This is a genomic window from Streptomyces sp. NPDC034084 (genome assembly GCF_055575535.1).
Map to the genome: position 1 here is coordinate 510,071 of NZ_JBVISK010000005.1, position 12,578 is coordinate 522,648.

Sequence of the window (12,578 nt, forward strand, 5' to 3'; positions counted from 1 at the left end):
ACAATCGGGTCGCGTCCTCCGCAGCCTGTGGATAACCTCGCCGGCATGTACTCTCCGACCCCCGAGGACTGGCGCGAGGCCAACCGCGCGAAGTGGGACGAGCGCGTCCCGATCCACGCCGCCAGCGAGTTCTACGACCTCGACACCTTCCGTGCGGGCAAGGACGCCCTGCGGGACTTCGAGCTCGCGGAGGTCGGCGACGTCACCGGGCGCTCCCTGCTCCACCTCCAGTGCCACATCGGCCTGGACACCCTCTCCTGGGCCCGGCACGGCGCCTCCCAGGTCGTCGGTCTCGACTTCTCCGAGCCTGCCGTCGAGACCGCCCGCTCGCTCGCCGCCGACCTGGGCTTCTCGCAGGAGCGCGCCGCCTTCGTCGCCGCCGACGTGTACGACGCCGCCGAGGCCGTCCCGGACCGGTCGTACGACATCGTCTACACCGGCAGCGGGGCGCTGTGCTGGCTGCCCGACATCGAACGCTGGGCGGAGACCGCCGCCTCCCTCGTCGCCCCGGGCGGCTTCCTCTACGTGGCCGAGTTCCATCCGCTGACCGACTCGCTCGACGACGAGACGGGCAGCCGGGTCGTGCACGACTACTTCGTCCGCGACCCGTGGGTGGACACCACCCCGGGAACGTACGCCGACCTCGACGCCGTCACCGTCCACAACCGCAGCGTGGAGTGGGTGCACCCCGTCGGCGAGGTCGTCACGGCGCTCGCGAGGGCCGGTCTGCGCATCGAGTTCCTGCACGAGCACGACGCCTCGCTCTTCCCCCGCTACGGGGCCCTCCAGCGGCACGAGGACGGTTGCTACCGCTTCCCCGCGGACCGCCCCCGCATCCCCCTGATGTACTCGGTCAAGGCGTCCCGCCCGGCCTGAGTCAGGCGTCGCCGGTCGCCGGCCGTATGTGGTGGGTGCGCCGGCCGTCCGGGCCGAGGACCTGCGCGCCGATCTTGTGGGTGCGCAGGGACACCGCCGTGCCCGTGATCCGCAGCGCCGGCGCGGCCCGCACCAGGGCCGCCGTCACGTCGTGGACTTCCTCGACCGTACGGAGCCACATGGCGAGCGCCAGGTTGTGCGGCCCGGTGACCGAGGTGACCACCCGGGTCTGCCGCAGCCGGGTCAGCGAGGCCACCGTCTCGGCCACGTCCAGGGGTGGCACGTCCGCCGTGACCAGCGCCCACACCGGCCGCCCGGAGAAGCGCGGGGCCGGCAGGCAGTGGTGGTGGAAGACTCCGGCCGCGCCGAGGAGGTCCAGCCTGCGGCGTACGGTCGACTCGCTCGTGCCGCACTGCCGGGCCAGTTCGGCGGCACTGCGCCGGGCGTCACCCGCCAGCTCCGCGGCGATCCGCTGGTCGAGCTCCGTGACGTGCGGGTACGCGCGCGCGGGGGAGCGGTTCCGCCGGTCGCCGCCGGTGATCTCGGTGAGGTGCCGCACCTGCGCCGGGGTGAGCTGCTCGATCCGCGAGCGGTACGGGCGGTTGTGCAGCTGGGTGACGACCTGCGTACGGGCCCTGAGCACTCCGGGGAGCCGCCGCACCCGCCCGGCGAGATAGCCGTCGAGGGCGTACAGATCCGGGCAGTTGACGAGCAGCACCAGATCCGCGTCCCCGGTCACCTGGTGGACGCCGAGGGTGTACGGGTCGCCCGCGACCTCGATCGCGGTGGCCTCGGCGGCGCCGGCGACGCACTCCAGCTCGACCCACGCGTACAGGGTGGCTTCCGCGCCGCGCCGGGCGGTGAGCAGTGAACTCCAGGCGTACCCGCCCGCGGTGAGGGTCTCCCAGCGCCGCGCGAGGGTGTCCGCGCTCACGGCGAGCACGCCCGCGAGCTGGGTCCAGCTGGCGCGCGGCGCGATCTGGAGTGCGTGGATCAGCGCCAGATCCACCTCCCCCAGGACGGATTCCCTGGTATGCATGTGCCTCCTTGGTCGATCCCGGGGAAACCCTGGGCGTGGGCACGGGAAGGCCCCAGGATGTGGACCCGGGCAAAGGCATTCAAGCCGCGACGCCGGCCGATTTCCATTGAATCCGTCCTAAGTCACAGGAGAGGGGCGGAGACCTGACACGGGGGCTGGAGCACATGTGGGCAGGAGAACCACCGGAGTCCGAACGTCTGTGGGGCGAACCGGTCGGCCTTGACCAGATCGCCGCGGCCGAGCGCGGTTACGAGAGCTGCGGCCCGATCGAGCAGCTCCTGTGGGAGCGGCTGTCCGTCTTCGAGGGGGCCTTCGGCCGGGAGGCCGTCCGCGAGGTCTGTGCCTCCGGCCCGCTGCCCGGCGGCGGGATCCAGGCGGTACTGGACCGGCTGGCGCCGCTCGCCCTCCTCCCCGTGGACGACCTCTTCGACGGCGAGGACGGCCTGCCCCGCTACTGGATGCCGCCCCCGATGCGTGCTGTCGGCGCCCGCCGGCTCACCGCGCGCGGTGACCGCTGGGCCGTCCTCCTGCGTCACCGCAGGTGGTGCGTGAAGGTGGCCCGGCGGGCCGCCGACTGGTGGCAGCGGGGCCGGCAGGTGGACGCCCGGGACCTCGCGCTGCGTGAACTCCCGGACCTGGCCGCCGCCATGGACCCGACGACCGCGCCGCTCTCGCCGCGCGCCGAGGCCGAGACGTCCGTCGAGATCGTGGTCTCCCTGTGGTTCCTGTGGGTGGCCTGTGGGCGGATCGCCGAGGGCCGCTCCCGGCTGCGGCACGCCCTCAGCCTGCACCCGGGACCACCGTCCGCACGCGCCCTGTGGCTGGCGGCCTTCCTGGAGCTGGAGTCGGGCCGCCCCGAGGACGCCGACCCACTCCTCGCCCAGGCGTGGGCGGCGGCCGTACGGGACGGCGACGAGCGCTGCCTGGCGCTCCTGGCCCATCTGCGCGGAGCGTGCGCCCTCTACCAGGGGCGTACGCGCGCGGCGGCGGCCGAGTTCCGGGAGGCCCTCGCCCTCATGGACGAGCACCCGGAGTTCGGGCCGACCCGGCGGGCCTGCTGGGTCGGGCTCGCGCTCTCCCTGTGCCGCTCCGACCCGGAGGCCGCGCAGGAGGCGCTGGACCAGGGGGACCTGGACCTGGAGAGCCGCCGGGCCTGGGTGGGCCGCGACATGTTCGCCGAGGCCTGGGCGTATCACGTACGGGCCGAACTCGGCGCCTGGGACGGGGACCGGGAGCGTGCCGCGGAGTACGCCAGGCGGGCCCTGCGGGAGCACCTGCGGCTCGGCTCGGCGGTGGGCGCTGCCTGCGCGGCGGAACTCCTGGCCCAGATGCGGGCGATGAACGGGCAGCACGGTGCCGCGGCCCATCTCCTGGGCGCGGTCGACCTGTTGCGGACCTCGGTCTTCGACTCCTCGTACCGGCCGGCGGAGTACTGCGCCGTCACGCGCACGCGTGGGGAGGAGGCTCTCGGGGCGCTGCTGGTCGACCCGGAGCTGCGGGAAGCATATGAAGAGGGCGCGAGACGCGGCCTCTTCGCGCTGGCGGGCGAGGTCTGAGGGCGTCGGCCGCACAGCCGTCGAGGCAGGTTGTCCACAGGGCCCCGTTCCGTCGTCGGCCCCGATGCCTACGATGTCGGAATGATCGCCTTCGTCGTGGCCGCCGTCTTTCTGCTGCTCTTCGGGGCGGGTGTGCTGCGCGACCGGCGCCGCTTCGGCAACGCCGTGTACCTCGGTCTCGCCGTCACCTTCCTCGGGCTCGGTCTCCTCACGGGGATCGACGACGCCCCGCCCGGGGTCGCCGGGACCGTGATGGTCCTCGTGCTGCTCGTGCTCGGCCTCGGCCCGGTGGTCCTGGCCGGGTTGCTCTGCGCGAACGGCGTGAAGATGGTCCGCAGGGAGGGCAGACGCCCGGCCAACCTGCTCACGCTCCTCGCCGGGCTCGGCATGTTCGGGGTGATAGCCCTGACCGTCACGGCGGCCGTCACGCGCTCGTGGGACCTGGGCGTGATCGCCGGCACCACCCTGCTGGTGGTGGGGTACGTCTCGTTCCTCTTCCTCTGCTTCGTCGGCTACGCGTTCCTGTACGGCCGGTCGCGGCTCCGCCGCGACGCCGACTACGTCGTGGTCCTCGGCTCCGGCCTGATGGGCGGCCGCCAGGTGCCGCCGCTTCTCGCGAGCCGCCTGGAGCGGGGCCGGGAGGTGTACGAGCGGCTGGCCGCCCGGGGCGGGGAGGCGCCCGTCCTCATCACCTCCGGCGGGCAGGGGCCCGACGAGGAGCTGCCCGAGTCGCACGCGATGGCGGACTACCTGGTGGAGCGCGGGTTCCCGGCCGGGGCGGTCGTGCGCGAGGACCGCTCGCGGACGACCGAGGAGAACATGCTCTTCAGCAAGGAACTGATGGAGCGGGACAGACCGGGCTCCTCCTGCGTGATCGTCACGAACAACTACCACGCCTTCCGGGCCGCCCTGATGGCCCGCCGCGCGGGGGTGGACGGCCAGGTGGTGGGCTCGCCGACCGCCGCCTACTTCTGGCCGTCGGCGATCCTGCGCGAGTTCGCCGCGGTCTTCCTCCAGTACAAGGTGGTCAACCTCGGGATCTGCCTCACGCTGATCCTGCTGGGGGTCCTGGTGTGGCTCGTGAGATGACGCCCCGGCCGGCCGGGCGCCGGAGCGGGGGACCCTACTGGGCGGGGGCGGGGTCCGTCACGACAGCCAGGCCATCCCGATGATCAGGAAGACCACGAAGGCGATGGCCCCGGCCACCGCGGCCGTCTTGCGCGGGCGGCGCCGCGACAGCTCGGCGAGGCCGCCGGTGCTCGCCACGCTCTGATGCCGCCGGGCGACGGGCGCGGACCGGGTCGCGGCCGACCGGGGCGCGGGCGGCCGGTTCATCGGCGGCGGGGTCGGCGCGGGGGTGTGCACCGGCGCGGGCAGGGGCATCGGGGTGGCCGAGCCGGGGTGATGGGCGGCCTGCTGCCGGACCGGGCCGGCCCCGGGGTAGGAGCGCCAGGCGCCGGAGGAGAACCAGTCCGCGATCGCCTGCGCGGGCGGCCGCTGTTCCGGCTTCTTGGCGAGCAGGCTCAGCAGGTACGTCTCGAACTCGGGCGGCAGCGCGGCGCCGAGCCGGCTCGGAGGCATCGGCGCGGTGTCGATGTGCTGGTACAGCAGGGCGGTCGCGGTGTCCGCGCGGAACGGCGGTCTCCCGGTGAGGAGTTGGTACAGCACGCACCCCAGCGAGTACACGTCGGAGGCGGGCGACGCCGGCTGGCCGAGTGCCCGCTCGGGCGCGAGATAGAGCCCCGTGCCCACGATCTGACCGGTCGTCGTGAGCGCGGCCGAGGGGTCGTCGACGAACCGGGCGATGCCGAAGTCGGCCAGTTTCACCGTGCCCTCGGAGTCGACGAGCAGGTTGCCCGGCTTGATGTCCCGGTGCACCACGCCCTGCCGGTGGGCGGCCGCGAGCCCGGCGGCGGCGTGCGCGGCGACGACCGCGACCCGCTCGGCGGGCAGGATCAGCGGATTCGACGGGCTTCCGGCGAGGCTGTCGCCCTCGACCAACTCCATGACCAGGAACAGCTTTCCGTCCCACGTGCCGAAGTCGAAGACACCCACCACGTGCGGGTGGCTCAGCCGCGCGGCGGTCTGCGCCTCCAGCCGGAATCGGTCACCGGCGGAGGGGTCGGTCGCCTGGGCCAGCATCAACTTCACGGCCACGGACCGGCCGAGGACCTCGTCGGTGGCCTGCCACACCTCGCCCATGCCGCCCCGGCCGATACACACATGAAGCCGATATCGGTCCGCGACCAGCACCTGGAGACCACCCTTTCGACGATCGATCAACCTGACGGAAGAGAACCAGCGTAGAGCCGCCGGACCCCGCCCCTCGCCGCCCTCCCCCCTCAGCGCCTCTGTCCGGTGCACGACACCTGTGGTCCGGGTGAACGGAAGGTGTCCACAGGCGGTTAGCATCGCGGCCCGGAGCACGTTCCGGTGCACAGTCTCAGGGGACGGAGTGGGTCGTGGCGCGACCGCGTGTGGGTGTGGCGGTACTGACGATGGGCACGCGCCCCGCCGAGCTGCGGGCGCTGCTCGACGCCGTGGCGGGCCAGGACGAGCCCGCCGCCCGGATCGTCGTCGTCGGCAACGGCACCGGATCGCTTCCGGCCCTGCCCGACGGCGTGACGGGCGTCGAACTCCCGGAGAACCGGGGCGTCTCGGGCGGCCGGAACGTCGCGATCGAGACGCTGCGCGCCTTCGGCGACGTCGACATCGTGGTGGACCTCGATGACGACGGCCTCCTCGTCGACACGGACGTCTTCCGCCGCCTCGCCGACCTGTACGAGGCGGACCCGGCCCTCGGCATCGTCTCGTTCCGCATCGCCGACGAGACCGGCGAGACCCAGCGCCGGCACGTCCCCCGGCTCGGCGCCAAGGACCCGCTGCGCGGCGGCGAGGTGACCACCTTCCTCGGCGGCGGCCACGGCCTGTCGATGGCGATGCTCGACCGGATCGGCGGCTGGCCCGAGGACTTCTTCTTCACCCACGAGGAGACCGACCTCGCCTGGCGGGCCCTCGACGCCGGCTGGAAGGTCCTGTACGCGCCGGAACTCCTGCTCCAGCACCCCAAGACCAGCCCGGCCCGGCACGCCGTCTACTACCGGATGACCGCCCGCAACCGCGTCTGGCTGGCCAAGCGCAACTTGCCGGCCCTCCTCGTCCCCGTCTACCTCGGCGTATGGACCCTCCTGACCCTGGCCCGCACCCGCTCCCTCCCGGGCCTCAGGGCCTGGTTCGGCGGCTTCGCGGAAGGCGTCCGCCGTTCCTGCGGGCCCCGAACCCCGATGCGCTGGACCACCGTCCTCCGCATGACCCGTTTGGGCCGCCCCCCGGTCATCTAGGCACTCTGGGAGCATGGCGGTCATGGGTACGGCACTGACTCCCCGCGACGGCATCGAAGCGGACGACACGACCGGCGTCCGGGTTTGGCTCTTGCCCGCCCCACCGGCGGTCTCACCGTCCGCGCTCGACCTGACCGTCCTGGACGAGGAGGAGCGCAGCCGTGTGGCCGCCTACCTCCGGGACGCGGACCGCGTCCTCTACGCCTTCGCCCATGTCGCCCTCCGCACGGTCCTGTCCGCCCGGACCGGTACGGCACCCGGCGAGCTCCACTTCACCCGGGACCCCTGTCCGTGCTGCGGCGAGCCGCACGGACGGCCCGTCCTCGCGTCCCGGGAGCTGGAGTTCTCGCTGTCCCACACCCGGGGCCTCGTCGTGATCGGCGTCGCCCCGACTCCGATCGGCGTCGACACGGAGCCCGTACCCGAGCCCGGGACCGCCGACCAGCTCACGAAGGTCCTGCACCCGGCGGAACGAGCGGAACTCGAAGCCACCCGCCCCCAGGACCGCCCGACGGCCTTCGCCCGGCTGTGGGCACGCAAGGAGGCCTACCTCAAGGGCCTGGGCACCGGCCTCGGCCGCGACCTGGCGGCAGACGACGTCCGCGGCCCCCTCCCCGGCTGGCACCTCACCGACCTCCCGGCCGGCCCCACCCACGCAGCCGCCCTCGCGCTGGCCTCCCCGACCCCGCACGAGGTCAGCGTCCACCGGACCCTCCCGCCCCACCCCCACGCCTGAGCCGGCCACGGCAAAGCACCCGGAAACCACTCAGGGGCCCGACCCGCTCTCGCGGATCAGGCCCCTGATCTGGTCTTACAGCTGTCGGGGTGGCGGGATTTGAACCCACGACCTCTTCGTCCCGAACGAAGCGCGCTGCCAAGCTGCGCTACACCCCGATGTCGCTGCTCTGTTCTTCACGTCGCGGCGACATCGATTACTTTAGCCCACGCGCGCGCTCAGGCGAAATCCGGTATTCGCGGGACCTCGGCGCAGGTCGGATGCCGTCCAGGCCGACGATCGCGAGGCCGAGGAGGTAGAAGGCCGCGCCGAGGACTACGGCGTTGGTGAGGACGCCGGTGTAGCCGTGGACGGTCACGTCGAGGAACGGGTACGTGTAGCGGGTGGGCGTGTCCGGGGAGATCAGCGCGCCGCGGACCAGGGCGAAGGTGAGGTAGAGGCCCGGGGCCGCCAGCCACTGGGCGGCGTGGCGCCACCGGAGGGCGCCGGGCGCCGTGAGCAGCAGGAAGTCCAGGGCCGTACCGATCGGGGTCACGGTGTGGAGGAGCTGGTTGGCGACGGCCTTCGCGCCGGTGAGCCGGACGATCTCGGCGGTCTGGTTGAACGCGCTCGCCTCGTTGTCGAGGACCAGGTGGAAGACGAGGCCGACCACCGCGATGCAGAGCAGCGCCCCGCCGGTCCACAGCGCGGGCAGCGGCGGGCGGCGGGTCCAGGCCTGGACGGCGCCCCGGCCGAGGACGACGGCGACCAGGATGTTGGACCAGATCGTGAAGAAGCTCAGCACGACGAGCACGTCCCCGTACACGCACTCGATGACCAGGCCTGTCGCCGCGCACAGGGCGATCAGGGCCCGGAAGGCCGCCGCCCGGGGACGGCGGCCTGTGGGGGGTACGACGGCGGAGGCCGGCACGGCCGCGGTGCGGGGCGTGATCATGCCCTCCACCGTAAGCGCTCAGGCGCGCGCCGTCAGGGTGAGCAGGGTGACCTCGGGCGGGCAGGCGAAGCGGACGGGGGTGTACCGGCTGGTGCCGCACCCCGCCGAGACGTGGAGGTACGAGGTGCGGTGGCCCACCGCGTGCGTGGAAAGGCCCTTCACGCGGTCCGTGTCCAGGTCGCAGTTGGTGACGAGCGCCCCGTAGAAGGGGATGCACAGCTGCCCGCCGTGAGTGTGCCCGGCGAGGATCAGCTCGTACCCGTCGGCCGTGAAGGCGTCGAGCGCGCGCAGGTACGGGGCGTGCACGACGCCCACCGTGAAGTCGGCCGACGCGTCGGGGCCGCCGGCCACCCGCTCGTACCGGTCGCGCTTGATGTGCGGGTCGTCCAGGCCGGTGAACGCGAGGTCGGCCTGCGGCAGCTTCAGCCGGCCGCGGCTGTTGGTGAGGTCCACCCAGCCCGCCGCGTCGAAGGCGTCCTTCATGCCCTCCCACGGGTTGTGGACGGCGCCGACGACGGGCTTGTTGCCGTTGAGGCCGTGGCGGCCCTGCGCCTTCTCCAGCAGGTAGCGGGCGGGGTTGCGCAGCCGGGGCCCGTAGTAGTCGTTGGACCCGAAGACGTACACGCCGGGGAACTCCATCAGCGGCCCGAGCGCGTCGAGGACCTCCGGCACCGCGTCCGGGTCGGAGAGGTTGTCACCGGTGTTGACGACGAAGTCGGGGCGGAGCCCCGCGAGGGACTGCAGCCAGGCCCGCTTCTTGCGCTGGCCGCTCACCATGTGGATGTCCGAGACCTGGAGGACCCGCAGGTCGCGCATGCCGCGTGGGAGGACCGGGACCGTCACCCGGCGGAGCCGGTAGGAGCGGGCCTCGAACCCGGCCGCGTAGACGATTCCGGCCGCCGCCGTCGCCGTGAGGCCTGCCGTGATCTTCAGGGGGATGCCGTACCGTGCGCGCATCCCCCCATCGTCGCAGACCCGCTGAGCCGAAATGCGCGGGCGGTACGGGCGGGTCACCTGCCACACTTGAGCCCATGACCACGCTCAAGGCGAAGCTCCAGGACGACCTCAACGCCGCGATCCGGGAGCGCGACGAACTGCGCTCCTCGACTCTGCGGCTCACCATCACCGCGATCACGAAGGAGGAGGTCGCGGGCACGACCAAGCGCGAACTCTCCGACGACGAGGTGCAGAAGGTGATCGCGAAGGAGGCCAAGAAGCGCCGCGAGGCCGCGGACGCCTTCGCCAAGGGCGGTCGCCCCGAGTCCGCCGAGCGCGAGAAGGCCGAAGGCCTCCTTCTCGACGCTTACCTGCCGAAGCAGCTCAGCGACGAGGAGCTCGACGGCATCGTCGCGGCGGCCGTCGAGGAGGCGAAGGCGGGAGGCGCCGAGGGGCCGCGCGCCATGGGCGCCGTCATGAAGATCGTGAACCCGAAGGTGGCCGGCCAGGCCGAGGGCGGCCGTGTCGCCGCCGCGGTGAAGAAGCTGCTCGCGGGCTGAAAGGCGACCGGGCCCGGTGGCGCCCGTAGGACTCACCAGCAGCCGTGAACGAGAAGGGCGCCCCACCGGTCAGGTGGGGCGCCCTTCTCGCGTATCACCGCGTCAGCTCAGCACGTCAGTGGTGTCCACCGCGTCCGTTGCCGCGGCCGTCGCCGCCGCCGATCAGATCCGGCGGGATCGTGATCCCGCCGATCGGGTCGGTGTCGCCGGGCTTGCCGTCGGCGGGCTTCCGGGGCTTGTTCGGGCCCTCGTCGCCCTCCTTCTCCTCGTCCTTGGGCTTCTGGGCCCGCGGCACGGAGACGGGCACGAAGCCCGGGGTCTGGCCGGCGTCCAGGGCGCCCGTCATCGCGATCTTCCAGATCGGGCCGGGGAGACAGCCACCGCAGACCTTGTCGTAGTACTCGCCGCCGATGGTGATGTCGTACATCGAGTCCTTCTTGCCGACATCGTCACCGACCCAGACGGCGGTGGACAGGTTCGGCGTGTAGCCGACGAACCAGGCGTCCTTGCGGTCGTTGGTGGTACCGGTCTTGCCCGCGTTGTCGCGGTCGCTGAGACCGGCCTTCGTACCGGTGCCGTCCTCGACGACGCCCTTCAGCATCTGGTTGATGGTGTCGGCGGTCCGGTCGCTCATCGCGCGCGTGCACTTGGTCTGCGGCACGTTCAGCTTGTCGCCGTTGGCCGCCTTGATCGACTCGATGGCGACCGGGGTGCAGTACATGCCGCGGTTCGCGAAGGTCGCGTAGACGGACGCCATGTCGAGCGGGGTGCTCTCGATGCTGCCGAGGGTGACGGACGGGCTCTGCTTGATGGGCTTGCCCAGCTCGCGGTCGTAGCCGACGTTCTTCGCCATCGTCAGCGTCTCGCAGAGACCGGCCATCTTCTCCAGCTTGGCGAAGTACGTGTTGATGGACTTGCCGAGGGCGCTGGTCATGTCGAAGACGCCCTTCTCCGACTCGGTCTCGTTGTTCACCTCCCAGTTCGCGTACCCCGCGGGCTTGCCGTCACAGCGGGTGTAGTCGCGCTCCGGGATGTTGATCTGGGCCGGGTCGTTGAAGCTCGTCGCCGGGCTGATGCCCTTCTCCAGGGCCGCCGCCGCCGTGATCGGCTTGAAGGTCGAGCCGACCTGGAAGCCGTACGTCGTGCCACCCATCTTGCTGCCGACGGCGAGGTTCAGCGTCGTCTGGTGCTGCTTCTGGTCCAGGCCGTACGGGCGGGACTGGCCCATCGACAGGATGCGGCCGGTCTTGGGCTCGACCTGCACCACCGAGGCGGCGACCGGGTCGTCTTTGTTGACCTTCGCGATGGCGGCCTCGTTGGCGGCGGCCTGCGCGCGCGGGTCGAGCGTGGTCCTGATGGTGAGACCACCCAGGTTCCACAGCTTCTGCCGGTCCTCGGACGTCTTGCCGAAGACCGGGTCGCCGAGGATCGTCTTGCGGACGTAGTCGCAGAAGAAGCCGGCGCCGTCGACGGCGGTGATGCAGCCGTTCCTCGGGGTCTTGACCTTCAGCTTGAGCGGAGTGGCCTTCGCCTTGTCCGCCTCGGCCTGGCTGATGTCCTTCACGTCGGCCATCCGCTGGAGGACCACGTTGCGGCGCTTGGTGGCTTCCTGGATGTCGTTGATCGGGTCGTAGCGGCTCGGCGACTGGACGAGACCGGCCATCATCGCCGCCTCGCCCAGGTCCAGGTCGGCGGCGTGCTTGGAGAAGTACCGCTGGGACGCGGCCTCGATGCCGTAGGCCTGCTGCCCGAAGAAGGTGATGTTGAGGTAGTTCTCCAGGATCTTCTTCTTGCCCAGCTCCTCCTCGACCTGGATCGCGAACTTCAGCTCGCGGACCTTGCGGCCGATGGTCTGCTGGGTGGCCTGCGCGACCTTCTCGGGGTCGTCACCGGCCTCCTCGACGAAGACGTTCTTCACGTACTGCTGGGTCAGCGTGGACGCGCCCTGCGCGACCCCGCCCGACTGGGCGTTGCGGTTGATGGCGCGCAGCACGCCCTTGAGGTCGATCGCCCCGTGCTCGTAGAAGCGCCCGTCCTCGATCGCGACGATCGCCTTCTGCATGTACGGGGAGATCTTGTCCAGCGACACGACCTTCCGGTCCCGCGAGTACACCGTGGCGATGAGGCCGCCCTCGGCGTCCAGGATCGTGGTGCGCTGACTCAGCGGTGGGGTCTTCAGGTTGGAGGGGATCTCGTCGAACCCCTCCACCGTCCCCTTCGCGGCCAGCCCGAGTGCCCCGGCCGCGGGCAGGGCGATGCCCGCCAGCACGGCTCCGGCGAGCACACTGACACCGAGGAACTTGGCGGCCTGCTGGGTCCCGGTCAGACCACCGCCCGAGCGCTTCTTTGCCATGGGGGCAGCCTACGTTCTCAATCGCCGGACACACGTATATGCCTTGGCCTAAGCTGCTCCCAACTGTCACAGCAATGCGGTCGTGCATCAAGACCCGGGTGTGACATCGGCATGAATTCCCGTGACCCCGAAGCGCGGGAACCTCGTGTCCGATTCCGGCTCATGCGTCACGCGGTGCCCGAAGCGGGGCCGTCGGGGATGGGCATATCCGAGCGGTATGTCCGCTATCACACGCATGTCCTTCGAT

Annotated in this window: 11 protein-coding genes and 1 tRNA gene; 6 read left to right on the forward strand and 6 right to left on the reverse strand. The window is 71.8% G+C overall.

The genetic code is table 11. The features are described 5' to 3' along the window. The first annotated feature begins 45 nt into the window (after positions 1 to 45). Entirely contained in the window at positions 46 to 876 is an 831-nt protein-coding gene (locus tag ACZ51I_RS20905; protein ID WP_468877869.1) for a class I SAM-dependent methyltransferase, read from the forward strand. A 1-nt stretch (position 877) separates the two neighbouring features. On the opposite strand, the gene ACZ51I_RS20910 is transcribed toward ACZ51I_RS20905, so the two are convergent. Next, complete coding sequence (locus ACZ51I_RS20910) at positions 878 to 1,915, reverse strand: Lrp/AsnC family transcriptional regulator (RefSeq protein ID WP_468877871.1); 1,038 nt, start codon at positions 1,913 to 1,915, stop codon at positions 878 to 880. A 164-nt stretch (positions 1,916 to 2,079) separates the two neighbouring features. Between ACZ51I_RS20910 and ACZ51I_RS20915 the strand changes: the two genes are divergently transcribed. Together ACZ51I_RS20915 and ACZ51I_RS20920 are read left to right on the forward strand one after the other, a co-directional pair. Beyond that, entirely contained in the window at positions 2,080 to 3,471 is a 1,392-nt protein-coding gene (locus ACZ51I_RS20915) for a tetratricopeptide repeat protein (RefSeq protein ID WP_468877873.1), read from the forward strand. A gap of 81 nt (positions 3,472 to 3,552) precedes the next feature. Then, positions 3,553 to 4,560 carry a YdcF family protein gene (locus ACZ51I_RS20920; RefSeq protein WP_468877875.1) on the forward strand — a complete coding sequence of 336 codons (1,008 nt, stop codon included), beginning with the start codon at positions 3,553 to 3,555 and terminating at the stop codon, positions 4,558 to 4,560. Positions 4,561 to 4,617: 57 nt separating this feature from the next. Here ACZ51I_RS20920 and ACZ51I_RS20925 read toward each other — a convergent pair whose 3' ends face one another. Then, positions 4,618 to 5,694 (reverse strand): serine/threonine-protein kinase, encoded by a 1,077-nt coding sequence (locus ACZ51I_RS20925; RefSeq protein WP_468877877.1) that lies wholly within the window; start codon positions 5,692 to 5,694, stop codon positions 4,618 to 4,620. Between the two features lie 239 nt (positions 5,695 to 5,933). Between ACZ51I_RS20925 and ACZ51I_RS20930 the strand changes: the two genes are divergently transcribed. Beyond that, positions 5,934 to 6,812, forward strand: a complete 879-nt coding sequence (locus ACZ51I_RS20930) for a glycosyltransferase family 2 protein (protein ID WP_468877879.1) — start codon at positions 5,934 to 5,936, stop codon at positions 6,810 to 6,812. Positions 6,813 to 6,834: 22 nt separating this feature from the next. Then, a complete protein-coding gene (locus tag ACZ51I_RS20935; RefSeq protein ID WP_468877881.1) occupies positions 6,835 to 7,548 on the forward strand; it encodes a 4'-phosphopantetheinyl transferase family protein in 714 nt (237 codons plus the stop codon). Between the two features lie 84 nt (positions 7,549 to 7,632). Here ACZ51I_RS20935 and ACZ51I_RS20940 read toward each other — a convergent pair. The 3 genes from ACZ51I_RS20940 to ACZ51I_RS20950 form a co-directional block, all read right to left on the reverse strand. Then, positions 7,633 to 7,706, reverse strand: a tRNA-Pro gene (locus ACZ51I_RS20940). A 38-nt stretch (positions 7,707 to 7,744) separates the two neighbouring features. Then, positions 7,745 to 8,482 (reverse strand): Pr6Pr family membrane protein, encoded by a 738-nt coding sequence (locus ACZ51I_RS20945; protein ID WP_468877884.1) that lies wholly within the window; start codon positions 8,480 to 8,482, stop codon positions 7,745 to 7,747. Positions 8,483 to 8,500: 18 nt separating this feature from the next. Next, positions 8,501 to 9,439: a metallophosphoesterase gene (locus tag ACZ51I_RS20950; protein ID WP_468877886.1), complete on the reverse strand. Its 939-nt coding sequence runs from the start codon at positions 9,437 to 9,439 to the stop codon at positions 8,501 to 8,503. A 74-nt stretch (positions 9,440 to 9,513) separates the two neighbouring features. Here ACZ51I_RS20950 and ACZ51I_RS20955 point away from each other — a divergent pair, with 74 nt between their 5' ends. Further along, positions 9,514 to 9,978, forward strand: coding sequence for a GatB/YqeY domain-containing protein (locus ACZ51I_RS20955; protein ID WP_468877888.1), 465 nt, complete (start codon positions 9,514 to 9,516; stop codon positions 9,976 to 9,978). 115 nt (positions 9,979 to 10,093) lie between these two features. Here the strand turns inward: ACZ51I_RS20955 and ACZ51I_RS20960 are convergent, their stop codons facing one another. Next, positions 10,094 to 12,331, reverse strand: a complete 2,238-nt coding sequence (locus ACZ51I_RS20960) for a transglycosylase domain-containing protein (RefSeq protein WP_468877890.1) — start codon at positions 12,329 to 12,331, stop codon at positions 10,094 to 10,096. Positions 12,332 to 12,578: the final 247 nt, after the last annotated feature.

What these genes read in the sequence shown, in the direction of transcription:
- ACZ51I_RS20905 (WP_468877869.1), top strand. Translation starts at nt 46, where the DNA reads ATGTACTCTCCGACCCCCGAGGACTGGCGCGAGGCCAACCGCGCGAAG.
- ACZ51I_RS20910 (WP_468877871.1), bottom strand. Translation starts at nt 1,915, where the DNA reads ATGCATACCAGGGAATCCGTCCTGGGGGAGGTGGATCTGGCGCTGATC.
- ACZ51I_RS20915 (WP_468877873.1), top strand. Translation starts at nt 2,080, where the DNA reads ATGTGGGCAGGAGAACCACCGGAGTCCGAACGTCTGTGGGGCGAACCG.
- ACZ51I_RS20920 (WP_468877875.1), top strand. Translation starts at nt 3,553, where the DNA reads ATGATCGCCTTCGTCGTGGCCGCCGTCTTTCTGCTGCTCTTCGGGGCG.
- ACZ51I_RS20935 (WP_468877881.1), top strand. Translation starts at nt 6,835, where the DNA reads ATGGGTACGGCACTGACTCCCCGCGACGGCATCGAAGCGGACGACACG.
- ACZ51I_RS20945 (WP_468877884.1), bottom strand. Translation starts at nt 8,482, where the DNA reads ATGATCACGCCCCGCACCGCGGCCGTGCCGGCCTCCGCCGTCGTACCC.
- ACZ51I_RS20950 (WP_468877886.1), bottom strand. Translation starts at nt 9,439, where the DNA reads ATGCGCGCACGGTACGGCATCCCCCTGAAGATCACGGCAGGCCTCACG.
- ACZ51I_RS20955 (WP_468877888.1), top strand. Translation starts at nt 9,514, where the DNA reads ATGACCACGCTCAAGGCGAAGCTCCAGGACGACCTCAACGCCGCGATC.
- ACZ51I_RS20960 (WP_468877890.1), bottom strand. Translation starts at nt 12,331, where the DNA reads ATGGCAAAGAAGCGCTCGGGCGGTGGTCTGACCGGGACCCAGCAGGCC.